This window comes from Micromonospora sp. NPDC047074 (assembly GCF_040643815.1).
In the GTDB taxonomy this organism is placed as follows: Bacteria; Actinomycetota; Actinomycetes; order Mycobacteriales; family Micromonosporaceae; genus Micromonospora.
On the sequence record NZ_JBEYVB010000048.1, the window covers coordinates 1 to 15,633 of the forward strand.

General features: G+C 74.4%; 14 protein-coding genes and 1 riboswitch. Of the genes, 9 read left to right on the top strand and 5 right to left on the bottom strand.

The window, feature by feature from the left end; all coding sequences use genetic code 11:
- Both thrC and ABZ809_RS31115 read right to left on the bottom strand, forming a co-directional pair.
- Nucleotides 1-1,225: threonine synthase (gene thrC, locus ABZ809_RS31110; protein ID WP_357566203.1), on the bottom strand; the 1,225-nt coding region annotated here is incomplete at its 3' end.
- A gap of 10 nt (nt 1,226-1,235) precedes the next feature.
- Nucleotides 1,236-1,371, bottom strand: a riboswitch (SAM riboswitch).
- 140 nt (nt 1,372-1,511) lie between these two features.
- Nucleotides 1,512-1,940, bottom strand: coding sequence for a DoxX family protein (locus ABZ809_RS31115; protein WP_357566204.1), 429 nt, complete (start codon nt 1,938-1,940; stop codon nt 1,512-1,514).
- Between the two features lie 174 nt (nt 1,941-2,114).
- Between ABZ809_RS31115 and ABZ809_RS31120 the strand changes: the two genes are divergently transcribed.
- Both ABZ809_RS31120 and ABZ809_RS31125 read left to right on the top strand, forming a co-directional pair.
- Nucleotides 2,115-2,771, top strand: a complete 657-nt coding sequence (locus ABZ809_RS31120) for a hypothetical protein (RefSeq protein WP_357566205.1) — start codon at nt 2,115-2,117, stop codon at nt 2,769-2,771.
- Between the two features lie 16 nt (nt 2,772-2,787).
- Nucleotides 2,788-3,240, top strand: coding sequence for a hypothetical protein (locus ABZ809_RS31125; RefSeq protein ID WP_357566206.1), 453 nt, complete (start codon nt 2,788-2,790; stop codon nt 3,238-3,240).
- On the opposite strand, the gene ABZ809_RS31130 is transcribed toward ABZ809_RS31125, so the two are convergent.
- Complete coding sequence (locus ABZ809_RS31130; protein WP_357566207.1) at nt 3,241-4,293, bottom strand: saccharopine dehydrogenase NADP-binding domain-containing protein; 1,053 nt, start codon at nt 4,291-4,293, stop codon at nt 3,241-3,243.
- A 97-nt stretch (nt 4,294-4,390) separates the two neighbouring features.
- Between ABZ809_RS31130 and ABZ809_RS31135 the strand changes: the two genes are divergently transcribed.
- Together ABZ809_RS31135 and ABZ809_RS31140 are read left to right on the top strand one after the other, a co-directional pair.
- Nucleotides 4,391-5,425 carry a helix-turn-helix domain-containing protein gene (locus tag ABZ809_RS31135; RefSeq protein WP_357566208.1) on the top strand — a complete coding sequence of 345 codons (1,035 nt, stop codon included), beginning with the start codon at nt 4,391-4,393 and terminating at the stop codon, nt 5,423-5,425.
- Between the two features lie 161 nt (nt 5,426-5,586).
- Nucleotides 5,587-6,114: a DUF4232 domain-containing protein gene (locus ABZ809_RS31140; RefSeq protein ID WP_357566209.1), complete on the top strand. Its 528-nt coding sequence runs from the start codon at nt 5,587-5,589 to the stop codon at nt 6,112-6,114.
- Here the strand turns inward: ABZ809_RS31140 and ABZ809_RS31145 are convergent.
- Both ABZ809_RS31145 and ABZ809_RS31150 read right to left on the bottom strand, forming a co-directional pair.
- Nucleotides 6,109-6,981: an ABC transporter permease subunit gene (locus ABZ809_RS31145; protein ID WP_357566210.1), complete on the bottom strand. Its 873-nt coding sequence runs from the start codon at nt 6,979-6,981 to the stop codon at nt 6,109-6,111. The two genes, ABZ809_RS31140 and ABZ809_RS31145, sit on opposite strands and share 6 nt — an antisense overlap.
- The gene (locus tag ABZ809_RS31150; RefSeq protein ID WP_357566211.1) at nt 6,978-9,842 is read right to left on the bottom strand and encodes an alpha/beta fold hydrolase; all 2,865 of its coding nucleotides are present in this window, start codon (nt 9,840-9,842) and stop codon (nt 6,978-6,980) included. The genes ABZ809_RS31145 and ABZ809_RS31150 overlap by 4 nt, the downstream gene beginning before the upstream one ends.
- 373 nt (nt 9,843-10,215) lie before the next feature.
- Between ABZ809_RS31150 and ABZ809_RS31155 the strand changes: the two genes are divergently transcribed.
- The 5 genes from ABZ809_RS31155 to ABZ809_RS31175 are packed head-to-tail and all read left to right on the top strand — an operon-like array spanning nt 10,216 to nt 15,618.
- A complete protein-coding gene (locus tag ABZ809_RS31155; RefSeq protein ID WP_357566212.1) occupies nt 10,216-11,400 on the top strand; it encodes a hypothetical protein in 1,185 nt (394 codons plus the stop codon).
- Complete coding sequence (locus ABZ809_RS31160; protein ID WP_357566213.1) at nt 11,387-13,972, top strand: nitrate- and nitrite sensing domain-containing protein; 2,586 nt, start codon at nt 11,387-11,389, stop codon at nt 13,970-13,972. The genes ABZ809_RS31155 and ABZ809_RS31160 overlap by 14 nt, the downstream gene beginning before the upstream one ends.
- Nucleotides 13,969-14,439, top strand: a complete 471-nt coding sequence (locus tag ABZ809_RS31165; RefSeq protein WP_357566214.1) for a roadblock/LC7 domain-containing protein — start codon at nt 13,969-13,971, stop codon at nt 14,437-14,439. The genes ABZ809_RS31160 and ABZ809_RS31165 overlap by 4 nt, the downstream gene beginning before the upstream one ends.
- Entirely contained in the window at nt 14,436-14,903 is a 468-nt protein-coding gene (locus tag ABZ809_RS31170) for a DUF742 domain-containing protein (protein WP_357566215.1), read from the top strand. Before ABZ809_RS31165 ends, ABZ809_RS31170 begins: the two co-directional genes overlap by 4 nt.
- Nucleotides 14,881-15,618, top strand: coding sequence for an ATP/GTP-binding protein (locus tag ABZ809_RS31175; protein WP_357566216.1), 738 nt, complete (start codon nt 14,881-14,883; stop codon nt 15,616-15,618). Before ABZ809_RS31170 ends, ABZ809_RS31175 begins: the two co-directional genes overlap by 23 nt.
- Nucleotides 15,619-15,633: the final 15 nt, after the last annotated feature.

A 15,633-nucleotide genomic window follows, 5' to 3' on the forward strand; every position in this document is an offset into this window, starting at 1 on the left:
CGACCTGGGCGGCCACCGCGTCGATGGTCTTGAGGCCCTCGCCGGTGTTGAAGACGACGGTCTCCGCGGCCGGGTCGAGGCGGCCGGACTCGACCAGCTTGCGCAGCACCGCCACCGTCACCCCGCCAGCGGTCTCGGCGAAGACGCCGGTGGTCCGGGCCAGCAGCCGGATGCCGTCGCGGATCTCGTCGTCGTCGACGTACTCCATCCAGCCGCCGGTACGGCGCACCGCCTCCAGCGCGTAGAGGCCGGCGGCGGGGTCACCGATGTTCAGCGACTTGGCGATGCCGGTCGGCTTGACCGGGACGATCGTGTCGCTGTCGGCGTGCAGGGCCGTGGCGATCGGGTTGCAGCCGGCCGACTGGGCGCCGAACACCTTCCAGCCATCGGCAGGCGCCTCGACCAGGCCGATCTCGACCAGCTCGGCGAACGCCTTGTCGATCTTGGTGAGCAGCTCGCCGGAGGCCATCGGGATCACCACCTGCGCCGGGATCCGCCAGCCGAGCTGCTCGGCCACCTCGTAGCCGAGCGTCTTCGACCCCTCCGCGTAGTAGGGACGCACGTTGACGTTGACGAACGCGGTGTCCTCGAACTCGTCCGTCTCCACCAGCTCGCCGCAGAGCCGGTTCACGTCGTCGTACGAGCCGTCGATGGCGACCAGCTCGCCGCCGTAGACGGCGGTGGTGACGACCTTGCCCTGCTCCAGGTCGCCGGGAATGAAGACCACGGACGGCGCGCCGGCCCGGGCGGCGTGCGCGGCCACCGAGTTGGCCAGGTTGCCGGTCGAGGCGCAGGCGTAGCGGCTGAAGCCGAGCGCGCGGGCGGCGGTGAGCGCCACGGAGACCACCCGGTCCTTGAACGAGTGGGTCGGGTTGGCGCTGTCGTCCTTGACCCAGAGTGGGGCGGTGATGCCCAGCTCGGCGGCGAGGTGCGGGGCGGCCACGAGCGGGGTGAAGCCGGGGTCGAGAGTGACCCGGGTGGCCGGGTCCTGACCGGCGGGCAGCAGCGCCGCGTACCGCCAGATGTTCTGCGGGCCCGCCTCGATCTGCTCCCGGGTGACCGTCGCGAGCGCGTCGGCGTCGTAGTCGACCTCCAGCGGGCCGAAACACTCGTAACAGGCGTGCTGGGCGGCGAGCGGGTAGCGGGCCGAGCAGGCGCGACAGACCAGGGCGCGGGCGGGGCTGGCGGTCGTGTCGATGCCGGAGGGGGCGAACGTCGACGTCATGTCGAGGGTCCTCTCATCTTTCCCCGCATCGCACCCTGCGGCGGGGACGGAATTGGCACCTGCCTCGCCGGCCGCTCTGCGATGAGCGCGCGAGGTGGTTGCCGGGGCGTCGTCGGGCCGTATCCCTCAGCCCCTCTGGATGAGGTATGAAGTTGTGCCGCCGAGTCTAGGCAACATCGCCGCCCGCTCCCAGGGGAGATCCCACGGTGTGAGCGATTCCGCAGGCTCCGCGCCGGCCCCCTGACCAGGCGGAGCGGCGGATCCCGGCCGCCGCCACGGACCGGGTTCACACGGTCACCGGGCGGGTCTCGACGGGCCGGCGGTTGCGGAGCAGGGTGTCGACCGCCCACGCGCCGGGCCCGAACACGGCGATCAGCAGGAACGACCAGCAGAACAGGACGGCCAGCTCACCCCCGTTACGCAGCGGGAACAACGCGTCGGGCTGGTGCACCACGAAGTACGCGTAGGCCATCGAGCCGGACGCCAGCAGGGCCGCCGCCCGGGTCAGCAGGCCGACGAGCACCAACCCGCCGCAGGCCGCCTGGATCAGTGCCGCCCACCACCCCGGCCACTCGCCGAGGGGGACCGCCTCGCCGGTACCCCGGTTTCCGCCCAGGACCCCGAACAGCGAGGCCAGGCCATGGCAGAGGAAGAGCAGTCCGACGACGGCACGGAACAGGGACAGGGCCGGGCCGCCGATCCGGTCAGCGAGCATTCGGACACCTCCGATCAGCAGGACAGGACGACCCCAGGATGGCGATGCCAATTCGAAGATGTCGATCCTTTCCCTATCCGTGGGAACGCTCCCACGCGCCGGCCCTCCACCAGGCGCAGCGGGCTGGCGCGCACCGGTTACGGTTCGGGCTCATCGACAGAGAGGAATCGCGTGATGCGGCGCAAGCTCGTCCCGGTGGTGGCACTCGCCATGGCCTGCGTGTTGGTCGTGACCACCGGTTGCAGCTCGGGCAACCGGAAGAAGCGGAACAAGTCCGCCAACCGACCGGGCACCTCCGCGAAGAAGGTCGACGTCGACGAGACCACCGCCGCGACCCCCACCCCCCGCCGGACGTCCCGGGCGGCCGACCGGCTCACCTGCGCGGAACTGCGCAGCGCCCAGGTCGGCAGCCGGACCGTCCGCTACAACGGCAACGCCAACCCGATCACCCTCGCCGCCGGCCGGTGGTCGGGCGACGGAGCGACCGTGGAGTTGCAGAAGCCCTGCGCCATCGGCGACCTCGACGGCGACGGGGCGGGAGACGCCGTCGGCGCGGTCATGCGCAACGGCGGCGGCAGTGGTCGCTTCTTCACCCTGGCGGTCTGGCGCAACGTCGACGGCGACCCGGCCTACCAGGCCCAGGACGACCTCGGCGACCGCACCCCGGTCAGCAGCATCAGCGTGCGCGACGGCCAGGCGACGGTGGTCTTCCTGACCCGCTCGCCGGGCAGCACGACGGCCGAGCTGAACATCCGGCGCACCGCCGTCTACCAGCTCCAGGGAGCCTCGCTGACCGAGCTGCGCCACACCGACGCCCCGTACCGCCCCTGACCGGAAGGACCTACAGATGGGGCAGGTCGACAGCGCCGAGCCGCGACCGGGCCGGTGCGACGAGCAGGCGGTGACCGACCAGCCGGACTGGACGACAGCCGTCCGGGCGGTGCACGTGCGGCACGGCACCCAGACGTCCTGCGGCGGGATCGCCGTCGTGCTCGCCGACGTCGAGCCGCATCCGGCGTACGCCTTCGTCGCACGGTTCGGCGGGGAGCCGCCGGGCCCGGCCGACCTGCGCGGAGAGTGCGTCGAGGGATTCGCCGACGGGATACGGACCGAGCTGGCGCGGCTCTGCGGCGGACAGCCGCCCCCGGTCCGGGTCGTGCTGCGCCGCATCCTGGTCCACGAGGTGGACTCCTCGGCGGCGGTCAACCGGGCGGCCGGGCGCCGGGCCGCCGCCGAGGCGGTCCGCCGCGCCGCCGAGGGCCGGCGGACCCAGAGCAGCCGCCACCTGCCACCGGACTGATCAGGCGAGCTGTGGCGAGTGGGGCTCTTCGAGGGAGATGTGCGCGGACAGCGCGCGGAGAAAGTCGCGCGCGTCGAAGATCTCGCCGGCTGAGGCGACGCCGCTCGTCCTCGTCCGTCCGTCGAGAATCCGCTGCACGGCTTCGACCGCCAGCGGCGCGCTGATCGCGTAGATGTCCTGGCCGCGGGCGACGACGCGGCGCCGCGCGGCGCCGGAGCGCACGACCACGTCGACGGTGAACGTCTGCGCGGACCGGCCGCGCTCGTCGACCGCGGTCGGTGCGGGTGTATCCGGACCGGCCAGGTCCCTCGCCGCGTCGGCGGTCATGTACGTACGCACCTCGGGGATGGACAGGTGGCTGGGAATGGTGACGACGTCGGCCATCGTGAACTCGCCGAGAACCGTCCGGCGGCCCAGCGGAGCGGGAAAGTCCCACTCCAGGCTCGGCAGGCCGCCCTCGGCGGCGAGGTACTCCAGCCGGCCCCCGGTGTAGCGGACCCGCCTGCCGTCGCGCCGCTCCCGGGAGACGGCGCCGGCGGCGACGGTCCCGGCCGTGGGGTGCCAACTGCTGAGTCCGTACGCGACGTGCGCCTCGTCGGCCGCCGTCCAGTCGCCCATCGCCATCGTGACCAGCAGATCGCCGAGCCCGCCGAAGAAGGCCATCGCCGGAACGACCGCGACACCGGCGGCCCGGGCGCGGTCGGTGAAGTGCGTGAACGTGTCGAGGTTGGCCTCGATCTCGGCGGCCACGTCCACGTACGGGATCCCGGCGCGCAGGGCGGCCTCGATCACGGGGGCCGCGGTCGAGGCGAACGGCCCGGCGCAGTTGACGACCGCGGACGCGCCCTTCAGCGCCCCGTCGAGCGAGGCCGGAGCGTCGACCGACGCCACCCGGTGTTCGCGCCCCGGATGCGACGCCGCCAGCGCCTGGAGCCTGCCCGCGTCGCGGCCGAGGAGAAGCGGGACGAACCCGCGGTCGCGCAACTCCGTCACCACGAACCGCCCGGTGTGTCCGTACGCGCCGAACACCGCCACGGTCTGACCCGAACCCATCTGCGTCTCCTCTTCGAAAGATCGACCAAGGAGATCCTTTCAGCGGGGCCGGCCCCGCAGCAGTGTCTGGAACGCCATGCCCCATACAGTTTCGGACATGGCCACTGTCGCGCTCGCCGCCACCGACGGGATGCTGCACTTCGAGTTCGCCATGGCCTGCGAGGTCTTCGTCCGCGACCCCTCCGGCCTGGCAGACCCGTGGTACGACCTCGTGGTCTGCGGCCAGGCCCCGGTGCGGATCGGCAGGTTCGGGGTGGAGCCCGACGACGGGTGGGACCGACTCGCCCGCGCCGACACCGTGATCGTCCCCGCCGTGGCGGACACCGACGCGGACGTGCCGCCCGACCTGCTCGACGCCGTCCGCGCGGCCCACGAGGCGGGCGCCCGGATGGTCTCGCTGTGCACAGGCGCGTTCGTGCTGGCCGCCGCCGGGGTGCTGGACGGGCTGCGGGCGACCACGCACTGGGCCCACACCGAGGCGCTGGCCGCCCGCTACCCTCGGGTGCGGGTCGACCCGGACGTGCTGTACGTCGACAACGGCAACGTGCTCGCCTCCGCCGGCAAGGCCGCCGCGATCGACCTGTGCCTGCACCTGATCCGCCGCGACCACGGTTCGACGGTCGCCAACGCGGTAGCCCGCCGCCTCGTCGTGCCGCCGCACCGCGCCGGCGGCCAGGCCCAGTTCGTCACCACCCCGGTGCCCGCCCGCGACGATCATCCCCTCGCCGACCTGTTCCCCTGGGCGCTGGAACGGCTGGACCGTCCGCTGACCGTGGAGGACCTGGCCCGCCGGGCGAACATGAGCTCGCGCAACCTGGCCCGCCACTTCAGGTCGGCGACCGGCACCACACCGTTGCGGTGGCTGGCGACGCAGCGCATCCGCCGGGCCCAGGAGTTGCTGGAGAACACCGACAGAGGCATCGACGTCATCGCCCAGGCGGCCGGCATGGGCACCGCCACGACGCTGCGCCGGCACTTCCACCGCACCGTCGGTGTGCCGCCGGACGTCTACCGTCGCACCTTCCGCCCGGCCGCCCCGGTCGCACAGCCGGGGCAGCTCGACAGCGCCCAGCTAGTAGCCGGGCAACGTGCCGGGATCGGCTCCGCACCCGCCGGTGCGATGATCAGGTGATGACACGCCCGGCGCACCGATCCGCACCGCACCTTGGCGGTGGAGGTCGGGGTCGGGGTCGCGCTCGCGCGGTCGGGCTCGCGATCACCGGCCTCGTCCTGCTGGCCGCCTGCTCGCCGGCGATCGAGCGGACGGCACCGGCACCCGGCCGGACCGCGCGGGTGACAACTGCCGGGCCCGACACGGCCGCCGGCTGCCCGGAGTCGGGCGTCCGGATCACCTCGCGCGGCACCGAGGCCGCCATGGGCCTGCGCGCGCTCGGCCTGGAACTGGTCAACTGCGGTACGCGGCCCTACCCGCTCAGCGGCTATCCGGTGCTGCGGCTGTTCGACGCCGACGGCAATCCGATACCGGTCCGGGTGATCGAAGGGGCCGAAGGGATCACCTCGGGCTTCGACCAGCCGCCCCGGGCGCTGACCCTGCGACCGGGCGAACGGGCCGGTGCCGCCGTGCTGTGGCGCAACCTGGTCACCGACGCGACCGTGACCGCCACCAACGGCGAACGCCTGGAGGTCGCACCGGCCGTGGATCGGGCCGCGCAGGACGTCGACCTGGACGGCTCGATCGACCTCGGCAACACGGGCCGGATCGGGGTGAGCGCGTGGAAACCGCTCGCGGGTCCGGCGCCCACCCCGACGCCGGACACCCCGGACAGGCCGGTGCCGACCAGGTCGGTGCCGCTGCTATGAGACAACGTCCTTGCGGGTGAACCGCCAGAACGCCAGCCCCCAGAACAGCGTCGCGTAGCTGATCGCGGAGATCGTGCCGCGTACCACGTCGTCGGTCTGCACCGGCGTCGACAGCAGCCCCAGCCAGGCGGTGCTGTAGTGGGTGGGCAAAAACGCGCGCAGCGCGCCGAGCGCGGTGATCTGGTCGAGGATGCTGGAGAGGATCCAGAGCAGCACCGCGCCGCCGACCGCGCCGAGCGCGGCGTCCGTGACCACCGACAGCAGGAACGCCAGGCCGGCCACCACCAGGAGTACGACCGCCAGGTAGCCGAGCACGCCCAGCAGCCGCAGCAGGCCCTCCCCCGGTTCGAGCTGGGCGGCGACCGTGCTGCGCAGCGGCTCCCAGCCGTAGCGGGCGGTGCCGATCAGCAGGGCGGTGCCGGCGAGCAGCAGCAACGCGAGGGCCGAGTAGGCGAGCGCGACGAGCAGCTTCACCGTGAGCAGGCGGGCCCGGGGCACCGGCACCGCGAGCAGATAGCGCAGGCTCCCCCAGCTCGCCTCGCTGGCCACCGTGTCGCCGCAGAACAGCGCCACCACCACGACCAGCAGGAACGACGCCGAGACGAAGATGGTGAAGAGGGTGAAGTTCAGCCCACCCGAGGTGGCGAACTCCACCAGGCTGCCGAACTCCCCGCGCCCGTTGTCGTCGTCGCCCGTGTCGAACTGGAACGCGATCAGGATGATCAGCGGCAGCAGCACCATGAACCCGAGCGCGAGCTGCGTACGCCGCCGGGAGGCCTGCCGCCGGAACTCGGCGCCGAACGGCAGGGTCGCCGACGGCCGGTAGCCGGCCGCCGCTCCCACCGTGGGTGACGTGCCCGCCATCATCGGTCCCCGCTTCCCCGAGAGTTCTCGCCCACCAGGGCGAGGAACGCGTCCTCCAAGCGGCGCCGCGGCACCACCCGGTCCACCCCGATGCCGGCCCGGACCAACTCGGCGACCACCTCGCTGCGGGCGGTGCCGTTGGTGTCCACCACGAGCTGGCCCTCGCCGTCGGGGAGCACGCGCACCCCGTGCAGGCCGTCCAGCACCGCGCGGGCGGCCTCCGGGTCGGTCACGTCGAAGAGCACGCTGGGCGACTCGCCGACGATCTCCTCGACCGGGCCGCTGGCGACGATCCGGCCCTTGTTCACCACCACCGCGTGCGTGCAGGTCTGCTCCACCTCGGCCAGCAGGTGGCTGGAGACCAGCACCGCCCGGCCGTCGGTGGCGTAGCGCTGGAGCACCCGGCGCATCTCCGCGATCTGCGGCGGGTCGAGCCCGTCGGTCGGCTCGTCGAGCACCAGCAGCTCGGGCAGGCCCAGCATGGCCTGCGCGATGGCGAGCCGCTGCTTCATGCCGTGGCTGTAGTTCTTGATCCGCCGGTGCACGGAGTCGCCCAGGCCGGCGATCTCCAGGGCCTCCTCGAAGTGTGCGTCCTCGGCCGGCCGACCGGTGGCCCGCCAGTACGCCTTCAGGTTGTCCAGCCCGGACAGGTGCGGCAGGAAGCCTGGCCCCTCGACCAGCGCCCCGATCCGGGACAGCACCGGCGACCCGGGCACCAGCCGGTGCCCGAAGACGTAGATCTCGCCGGCGGTGGGTTGGGTCAGCCCCATCAGCACCCGCAGCGTGGTGGTCTTGCCCGCGCCGTTCGGGCCCAGCAGACCGACGACCTGACCGGGGTGCACCTCGAAGTCCACGTTCGAGACGGCGACGAAGCCGTCCGCGTACTCCTTGCGGAGCTGCCGCACGGCCAGCGGGACGCCCGCGTAGTCCGGGTGGACGGAGCTGTCCTGGCGGCGGTGCCGGCGGCGGACCACGGCGACGACCACGACGAGCCCGACCGCGATCGCGGCGACCAGCCCGGCCAGCACCCAGCGCCACACGGTGGCGGCGGTGGGGATCGGGTCCCCGGCGACGGTCGGCAGGCTGACCGCGCCGGTGGCCTCGACGGTGTGCACGGCCGGCTCGACCGGGGTGGCGTACGCCTGGTCGGAGGTCGCCACCACCACGCGCAGCCGGTGCCCGGCCTCGACCCGGCGGACGATCGCCGGCAGGGTCACGGTGACCGGCCGCGCCGCGTCGATCGTCGGCGGCAGGCCGGTGAGCCGGACCGGGGCGACCAGGCCGTTGGGCAGGGTGGCGGCGCCGTTGGGGTCGACGTCGTAGAGCTTGACGAAGAGCACCGCCTCGCCGGTCGGCGACGCCGCCCGGATGTCGACGGTCGGCGCGCCCACCACGTCCACCGTCTCGGCCAACGGCTCCGACTCGAACCGGGCGTGCTGGCCGGGAATGTCCCCGGCCACGCCGCCGAGCAGCGACGACAGCTCACCGGCGAAGGGCACCGTGGAGATGGCGGCCGGGTTACGCGACGGCGGGTTGGCGACCGGCTGGGCGGGGCCGGTGACCGGCACGTCCCGGCGGGCCGTCCCGGCGACCCCGGGGTAGTCGGTGGTGCGGTAACCGGTGGCCACCAGGCCCCGGTCGAGGGCGTCGAAGCCGGCGATCCGGGACCAGGTGAAGTCGTCGCCCGGCGCCTCGCCCTCGCCCTTGACGTAGTGGTCGAGCCACTGCACGGTCAGGAACTTCACCCGGTCCGAGTCGGTCTTCGGGCCCTCGCCGCCGTCGTGCCCGCCGGTGAACCAGGCCACCCGGACGGGCGTGCCGGTGGCGGCGATGCCGCGCGCGTTGGCGTCGGCCTCACCGAGCGGGAAGAGGGTGTCCGCCGCACCCTGCACCAGCAGGGTCGGCGCCTTGATCCGGTCGAGCACCCCGGCGGGGCTGGAGCGGCGCAGCAGGTCCACGGCGGCCTGGTCGGCCCGCCCGGTGGTGGCGATCCGCAGGTAGGCGGCGCAGATGTCGGCGGCGAACCGGCCGCACGCCGGGTCGCCGGCCCCGGCCGGGGCGCGCCCCGGACCGGTGCCCGGACCCGCACCCGGCCCCGGGCTGGGCGGACCGGCGGAGGCGGGCGCCCCCTCGGGCTGGGCCGCGCTGGCCCCGGAGAGCCCGGCCGGCCCGGAGCCGACGTTGCCCCCGCCGCCGAAGAAGAGGCCGGCCCAGCCGGACTTGAACACGCCCTCGGTGGGCTGCTTCCCGGTGCTCTCGGGGAGGAAGGAGCGGGACAGGTCGTTCCAGGTGATCATCGGTACGATCGCGTCGACGCGCTGGTCCTGCGCCGCGAGCAGCAGCGCCAGGCCGCCGCCGTACGAGCCGCCGACGACGCCGACCTTCGGGTCCCCGGCCGCGTCGGTGCGGATCTCGGGACGGTCGGCGAGCCAGTCCAGCAGGCGGGCGGCGTCCCGGACCTCGTAGTCCGGGTTGTTCAGGTGGATCTGCCCGCCGCTGCGGCCGAAGCCCCGCGCGGTCCAGGTGAGCACCGCGTAGCCGCGCCCGGCGAACTCCTCGGCGTCGGCCCGGACGGACTCCTTGGTGCCGCCGAAGCCGTGCGCCAACAGCACCGCCGGCACCTTGCTCCCCGCAGAGGCGTCCTCGGGCAGATAGAAGGTGGTGTCCAGGTCGACGGGCTCGTCCCCGCCCGGCCCGGAGGGGACGTTCACGAACGCCGCCTCGCTGCGGACGTCCGGCCCCTGCGGCAGCACCGCCCAGGTCACGGCGGCGGCGAGCAGCACGACGACCGCCGTCGCGGCGACGGCGCGCCGACGGGTGGGCAGGGCGCGCCGGATCCACGCGGCCGACAACGGCGATCTCATTCGGCACACGGTACGGCCCGGATCCTGAGCGTTGGCTGAGATCCTCCGTACGTTCGTCCGGTTGATCCGATCGGTGTCCGAGGCGGTGCGACCGCCGCGCGTCCGGAGCGCCACGGCGAGATGAATTCGGATCACGTGAATTCCGATGTTCGTCGGAAATCCACTCCGATCCATCCAGGTCACCCGCGGACGAGGCACGCAGGGTACGAGTTTTACCTACCGAGCGTCACATCGGCGTTCATGACGCAAAGCCGACTCTTCACCAGCCCGACTGCTCCATCGTGGTCGGTTACCTTTCCGGTCCGGTGCACGGGACTCACCGTCGACCCCCGACACCCCACCGATCCCGCGCTCCCGCCGGAGGAGACAGACCATGACAGCCCCCGCGCCACCGGCCCGTCGGCGGGCCCGGACGGTCGGCCGCGTACTGCCGCTGCTGCTCCTCGTCGCCCTGCTCGCGCCGATGGCCCTGCTGTTCGTCCAGACCTGGCGGCTCACGGCCGACGACCGCGACCTGGCCGGCCGGGAACGACTCGGCGTGGAGTACCTGCGTGCCCTCGCCCCGGTCACCGACGCCCTGGTGGACGCCCAGTCCGCCGCCGTCGCCGCCCGACCCGCCTCCGGCGAGGCACTGACCCGCGCCGTCGAGACCGCCGCCTCGGTCGACGCGCGGATCGGCGACGAGCTGCGCAGCCGGGAACGCTGGGCCGGCCTGCGGGCCGGGATCGAGGCGCTGGGCGCCCGGGGGCCCGCCGACCCGGAGGCGGCCTTCGCCGCGTACGCCGAGGTCACCGACCTGCTGCTGGCGCTGCACCGCAAGGTCCGGGAGACCTCCGGGCTGGTCCGCGACCCCCGGTCGGACTCCTTCTTCCTGCAGGACGGCGCCGGCCGGGACCTGCCCGAGGCGGTGGTGGCGACCGGCCGGCTGGCCGACCTGGCCCTGCTCGCCGCCCGCCGGCCCGACACCGACCGGAACCGCACCGCGGCGGAACTCGCCGCCCTCCGCGTGGCCGCCCTCACCCCGGCCGGCGACCTGGTCACCGACCTGCGGGCCGCGGTCGACAGCTCGGAGAGCGCCGACCTCGGCCCGAGCGTGCTGACCCCGCTCGACACCTACCAGCGTGCCGTCGAGGCGCTCGCGGCCCACTCCACTCCGGCCGGCCGCGCCACGCTGCCGGACCAGGCACGGATCGCCAGCGCCCGGCTCGACGCGCAGTCCGCCGCCCGGCGGCTCCAGCCCGTCATCCTGGGCGAACTCGACGCCCTGCTCGCCGAGCGCCGCGACGGCCTGGACCGGGACCGCTGGCGCACGGTCGGGGCGGGCGTGCTGGGCGTCCTGCTGTGGGCGGCGCTCGGCGCGGTGTGGCTCGCCGCCGCCCGGCGCGCCCGACGCGGCGCGGCGGAGGACCGGCCCGACGGGGACGACGCCGCCGGGTCGGGCGACACCCGGTGGCAGCCGACCGGCGCCCTGGACGCGGAGCCGCGTCAGCTCCAGCCGACGGGAGCAGCCCACCAGCCCGCCCCCGCGGGGTGGGGGGCCTTCGATGCTGCTCGCTAGGCTCCGGATCCGCGGCAAGCTCGCGCTGCTCGTCGTCATCCCGTTGCTCAGCATGGTGGTGCTGGCCGTGCCGGTGGTGCTCGACCGGGTGGCCGCCGCGCAGCGGGCCGGCGACATCGCCGACCGGGTCCGGATCGCCAGCCGGATCGGCAGCCTCGTACAGGACCTGCAACAGGAGCGCGTCCTCTCCGTCGGCCTGCTGCTCGGCCGGGTCGCCCGTACCGAGTTGGTGCAGAAGACGGCCACCGTGGACGACCGGGTGGCCGACCTGCGGGCCGCCCCGGGCGGCCGGCTGCCGACGCGCGTCGTCGAGGCCCTGCACGGCATACGCCGGCTGAGCGACCTGCGGGCCGCGGTGCTCGCCGGGACCGCCGGCCCGGACCAGATCATGGCCGGCTACGGGCCGGTCAACACGTCGTTGATCGATTCGCTGCGGCTGCCGTTCGGGATCGACACCGACACGGCGGCCGGGCGGCAGGTGCTGGCCCTGGACGGGCTGCTCCGGGTCGACGAGGGGCTGGGCGCCTGCGCCACGCTGATCGTGCTGGTCAAGGCGACCGGCTCCGCCCGGGTGAGCGCGTCGTACGTCGCCTGCATGGCCGCGCTCCGGGTGGACAACCAGCGGTTCCGCAGCCTGATCACGCCTGAGCAGCTCAAGCTGGCGACGCTCAACGACGCGGCGGTGGCCGCCCGCACCAGCGCCGACTTCCTCACCACGAGCACGCTGGACCCGGCCGGGGCGACCAGGAACATCCCGCTGGACGCGCTCTTCCCGTCGGTCCGCTCGATGATCACCTTCGGGCAGTTCATCGAGAAGAAGCTCGTCGCCGACGTCATCGCCGAGGTGACGACGCAGCAGCGCCGGGCACTCACCGAGGCGTACCTGGTCGGCGGGGTGGTCGCCCTGATCCTCGCCGGGGTGGTGCTGCTCGGCGCGGCCGTCGCCCGGACGGTGGCCCGGCCGCTGACCCGGCTGACCCGCTCGGCCGACCGGGTCGCCCGGGTCGCCGAGGAGGAGCTGACCCGGGTCGCCGACGACGAGGCCGAGAGCGCCGCGCCGGTCCGCCTCGACCCGGTCGACGTACGGGCCCGCGACGAGATCGGCGACCTGGCCCGGGCGTTCGACCGGGTGCAGAGCACCGCCGCCCGGCTCGTCGAACGGCAGGTCGCCGGCCGCCGCAACGTGGCGCAGATGTTCGGCCACGTCGGCCGCCGTACGCAGAACCTCGTCGGCCGGCAGATCGCGCTGATCGACCGGTTGGAACGGCAGGAGACCGACCCGGGCCGGTTGGAGCACCTCTACCGGCTCGACCACATCTCCAGCCGGTTGCGCCGCAACGCCGGCAGCCTGGTCGTCCTCTCCGGCTCAGCCGGCACGGATCCCCACGTGGCACCGGTGCCGCTCGGCGACGTGGTCCGGCTGGCGCTCGGCGAGATCGAGGACTACACCCGGGTCGACGTACGGGTCCCGCCGGGCGTCTCGGTCGCACCCGGCGCGGTCGGCGACCTCGTCCTGGCGCTGGCCGAGCTGATGGAGAACGCCACCGTCTCCTCCCCGCCGCACACCCGGGTCACCGTCGGCGGCGAGCCGACCGGCACCGGGGCGCGGCTGACCGTGGTGGACCGGGGCATCGGCATGACCCAGGAGCGGATCGCGGAGGAGAACGCCCGGCTCACCCGGCGGGAACGGCTCGACCTCGCGCCGACCGAGGTGCTGGGGTTGTTCGTGGTGGGTCGGCTGGCCCGCCGGCACGGCTGGACGGTGGAGCTGGCACCGACCGCCGGCGGCGGGGTGACCGCGCACCTGGACGTACCGAGGGCGTCGCTGGTCCTGCACCGCGCCGAGCGGGCCGGAGTGGCCGTGGCCCGGGCCGCCGTGCCCGTCCGCGACCGGCGCGCTCCGGTCGGCGCGCCCGACGCCGCCCGGGCCGAACCGCCCCGCGCGGCGGTCGGGAGCACGCCGGACGCGCCGCCCTCCGGGTTCGACGCGGCGCTGCTCAGTCGTGCCAGCCGCACCATGGAGTCCGGCCAGTCCTGGAACGCCTTCGATGCCGGCGCCGAGCCCGCCGACGCCGCCCCGGAGGTAGCTGCCGCGCCGGTCGCCGGCCGCCCGCCGAGGGGCCCCGGCCCGGCCGCCGCGTTCCCGGGCACCGCCGGCCCGGCCGGTTCCGCCCCGACGGACATCCGGCGGCGGGTTCCGGGCGCCGCCCTGCGCCCGGCCGGGCCGCCGGCCCCGACGCCGGCCGGCCCGCCGACGGTCGGGCCGGTGCGGGGACCGGTGGAGGGCGTCGTCGCGGACCCCGCCGCCGCCCGTGCCCTCGTCGAGGCGGTCGAGTCCGGCGTACGCCGGGCCGAACTGGGCCGGCCGCCCGCCGGCCCGGCACCGTCGCGGCTGACCCGCAGGGTGCCCGGGGCGAACCTCACCGTCGCCCCGGCACGTCAGGCCGGCAGCCCGCCGCCGGAAGACCCGGAGGAGGTCCGCGACCTCCTCACCGAGTTCGAGGCGGGCGTCGCCCGCGCTCAGCGTGAAGTCAGTCAAGTCCGCCGCTACGAAGAGGGAACATCACGGTGACCAGTCTCTTCCCGCACGACGACGTCGACCACCAGGGCCCTGGCACCGGGGACCTCAGCCCGGAGGCGCGCACCTTCAACTGGTTGCTGGACTCCTTCACCTCCAGCACCGCCGGGGTGCTGGAGGCGATCGCGGTCTCCTCGGACGGGCTGCTGATGGCCATGTCGGCGATCAAGGACCGGTCCAACGCGGAACGGCTCGCCGCGGTGGTCTCCGGCATGACCAGCCTCGCCGGTGGCGCGGCGAGCTGGTACGCCCTCGGCGGGCTGAACCGCGTGGTCGTGGACATGACCGAGGGATACCTGTTGATCAGCGCGATCAGCAGCGGCTCGGTGCTCGGGGTGGTCGCCGACCGTTCGGCGAACCTCGGCACCGTCGCCTACGAGATGACGCTCTTCGCCGGGCGGGCCGGGGGCGCCCTCACGCCGAAGCTGATCGCCGAACTGAAGAACGCCGTGCAGCAATGACCCCCGAGGCCGCCGGCAGGGAACCGGACCCGGAGCCCACGGTCCGGATCCGGCCCTACCTGCGCGCGTCGCCCCCGGACGGCGCGCCGCCCGGCATGCCGGCGGCCGTACCCGAGCCCGAGGACGGGCCGGCCGGCCTGCGCCCGTTCGTGCTCACCGCCGGGCGGGTAGTCGCCGCCGACCCGGACATCGGGCTGGAGACCCAGGTCACCGCCCGGCCGGCGACCAACCGCGCGACGCCGCTCACCTGGCTGGCGCCCGAGTCGCAGGCGATCGTCGCGCTCTGCGTCGAGCCGCTCTCGGTCGCCGAGATCTCGGCCCGGACCCGGTTGCACTTCGGCGTGACCCGGGTGCTGGTCGGCGACCTCCGCGCCGCCGGCCACCTGGACGTGCACGACGGTGCCGACGTCCTGGACACCGACATCATCCTGCGAGTGATTGATGGACTCCGTGCGATCTCCTGACTGGTCGGACACCCCGCTGGGCGGGCTCGCCGCCAACAGCGCCGCCGCCCGCTACGGCTCCCCGACCGGCCCGCAACCCGCCGCGTCGGCTCCGCCGCCGTACCGGCCGCCGGCTCCTGGTACGTCCGCCGCGCGCCGGCCCCCGCCGCCCGCCGCGCCACCGGTCCCGGTCAAGATCCTCATCGCCGGCGGCTTCGGGGTCGGCAAGACCACCACGGTCGGCGCGATCTCCGAGATCGCCCCGCTGACCACCGAGGCGGAGATGACCAGCGCCGGGATCGGCGTCGACGACCCGGGCGTACGCTCCGCGAAGACCACCACCACGGTGGCGATGGACTTCGGCTGCGTCACCATCGACCGCAGCCTCAAGCTGTACCTGTTCGGCACGCCGGGACAGGCCCGCTTCGGCTTCATGTGGGACGACCTGGCCCGCGGGGCGCTCGGCGCGCTCGTCGTGGTGGACAGCGCCCGGCTGGACGACTGCTACCCGGCGATCGACTTCTTCGAGCGGGCCGGCCTGCCCTTCGTCGTCGGGGTGAACGCCTTCGACGGGCGGCTGGCGCACGATCTCGACGCGATCCGGTGGGCGCTGGCCGTCGGCGACCAGGTGCCCCTGGTGCAGTTCGACGCCCGGGACCGGCTCTCGGTGCGGGACGCCCTGCTGGTCGTCCTGAACCGCGCACTGGAGCGGGCCACCCGGGAGGGCAGGCCCTGAACCGGCCCGACGGTT

What these genes read in the sequence shown, in the direction of transcription:
- ABZ809_RS31115 (WP_357566204.1), bottom strand. Translation starts at nt 1,940, where the DNA reads ATGCTCGCTGACCGGATCGGCGGCCCGGCCCTGTCCCTGTTCCGTGCC.
- ABZ809_RS31120 (WP_357566205.1), top strand. Translation starts at nt 2,115, where the DNA reads ATGCGGCGCAAGCTCGTCCCGGTGGTGGCACTCGCCATGGCCTGCGTG.
- ABZ809_RS31125 (WP_357566206.1), top strand. Translation starts at nt 2,788, where the DNA reads ATGGGGCAGGTCGACAGCGCCGAGCCGCGACCGGGCCGGTGCGACGAG.
- ABZ809_RS31130 (WP_357566207.1), bottom strand. Translation starts at nt 4,293, where the DNA reads ATGGGTTCGGGTCAGACCGTGGCGGTGTTCGGCGCGTACGGACACACC.
- ABZ809_RS31135 (WP_357566208.1), top strand. Translation starts at nt 4,391, where the DNA reads ATGGCCACTGTCGCGCTCGCCGCCACCGACGGGATGCTGCACTTCGAG.
- ABZ809_RS31145 (WP_357566210.1), bottom strand. Translation starts at nt 6,981, where the DNA reads ATGATGGCGGGCACGTCACCCACGGTGGGAGCGGCGGCCGGCTACCGG.
- ABZ809_RS31150 (WP_357566211.1), bottom strand. Translation starts at nt 9,842, where the DNA reads ATGAGATCGCCGTTGTCGGCCGCGTGGATCCGGCGCGCCCTGCCCACC.
- ABZ809_RS31155 (WP_357566212.1), top strand. Translation starts at nt 10,216, where the DNA reads ATGACAGCCCCCGCGCCACCGGCCCGTCGGCGGGCCCGGACGGTCGGC.
- ABZ809_RS31160 (WP_357566213.1), top strand. Translation starts at nt 11,387, where the DNA reads ATGCTGCTCGCTAGGCTCCGGATCCGCGGCAAGCTCGCGCTGCTCGTC.
- ABZ809_RS31170 (WP_357566215.1), top strand. Translation starts at nt 14,436, where the DNA reads ATGACCCCCGAGGCCGCCGGCAGGGAACCGGACCCGGAGCCCACGGTC.
- ABZ809_RS31175 (WP_357566216.1), top strand. Translation starts at nt 14,881, where the DNA reads ATGGACTCCGTGCGATCTCCTGACTGGTCGGACACCCCGCTGGGCGGG.